Source organism: Algoriphagus sp., assembly GCF_024305035.1.
In the GTDB taxonomy this organism is placed as follows: Bacteria; Bacteroidota; Bacteroidia; order Cytophagales; family Cyclobacteriaceae; genus Algoriphagus.
On sequence record NZ_JAMWZB010000085.1, the window covers coordinates 1 to 703 of the forward strand.

Annotated in this window: 2 protein-coding genes; both read left to right on the plus strand. The window is 36.3% G+C overall.

Going from position 1 to position 703, the window contains the following annotated elements:
* Positions 1 to 144 precede the first annotated feature (144 nt).
* On the plus strand, positions 145 to 441 hold the full coding sequence (locus tag Q0L00_RS19615) for a hypothetical protein (RefSeq protein WP_297338590.1): 297 nt from the start codon (positions 145 to 147) through the stop codon (positions 439 to 441).
* Positions 410 to 703: a hypothetical protein gene (locus Q0L00_RS19620; RefSeq protein ID WP_297338591.1), complete on the plus strand. Its 294-nt coding sequence runs from the start codon at positions 410 to 412 to the stop codon at positions 701 to 703. The genes Q0L00_RS19615 and Q0L00_RS19620 overlap by 32 nt, the downstream gene beginning before the upstream one ends.

Sequence of the window (703 nt, forward strand, 5' to 3'; positions counted from 1 at the left end):
TTCAATCCTTATTGGGCCGGACTAAGTTTTGGGAAGAGTTTTTAAAAGAGGCTAATTGGGAATTTTCCTCGCTTTGATTCTATTTGAAGAGTATCAATCACTTAGGTAAATGGAACTCAAAAAATGTTATAAACCCGCTACACCATGAACTACAAATCCAAATTTATTCTTTTCGGTTTTTCTCTGGTTTTATTGATTAGTTCCCAATCTATTTTTGCTCAAACCGAGGCCGAAACCTTTACTGCAAAAAAAGCCGTTTACCTTGATCTTGGAGGTAATGCAGGTCAATATGCAATTACATTTGGTAAGCTTTTTTATCAAAAAGGAGCTATAAAGATGATGGGTAGTGTAGGTTTTTCACTCTGGGCAGATCGTGTAGAAGGATCAACTGTTTTTAATCCCGCATCCTTTGGAAGTTTCTGGCCTTATAGGAAGCGGTAATCATCACTTAGAATTAGGTTTAGGTTTAACTCCTCACTTAGCCACAAGTCTAGATTTTAATTCAGAAACATTAGAATTAGAAGATAAAGTGGTGTTTGATTCTCTAATTCCTTTAAGAATCGGTTATAGATACCAAAAACCGGAAGGGGGATTCTTTTTTAGGGTTGGCTATACGCCATTTTTCAAAGTTCCTGTAGGAGGGAGAGAAGATTGGGTTTTCACATCAATTTTTGCAGGATTGAGTATTGGAAAGAGTTTTTAG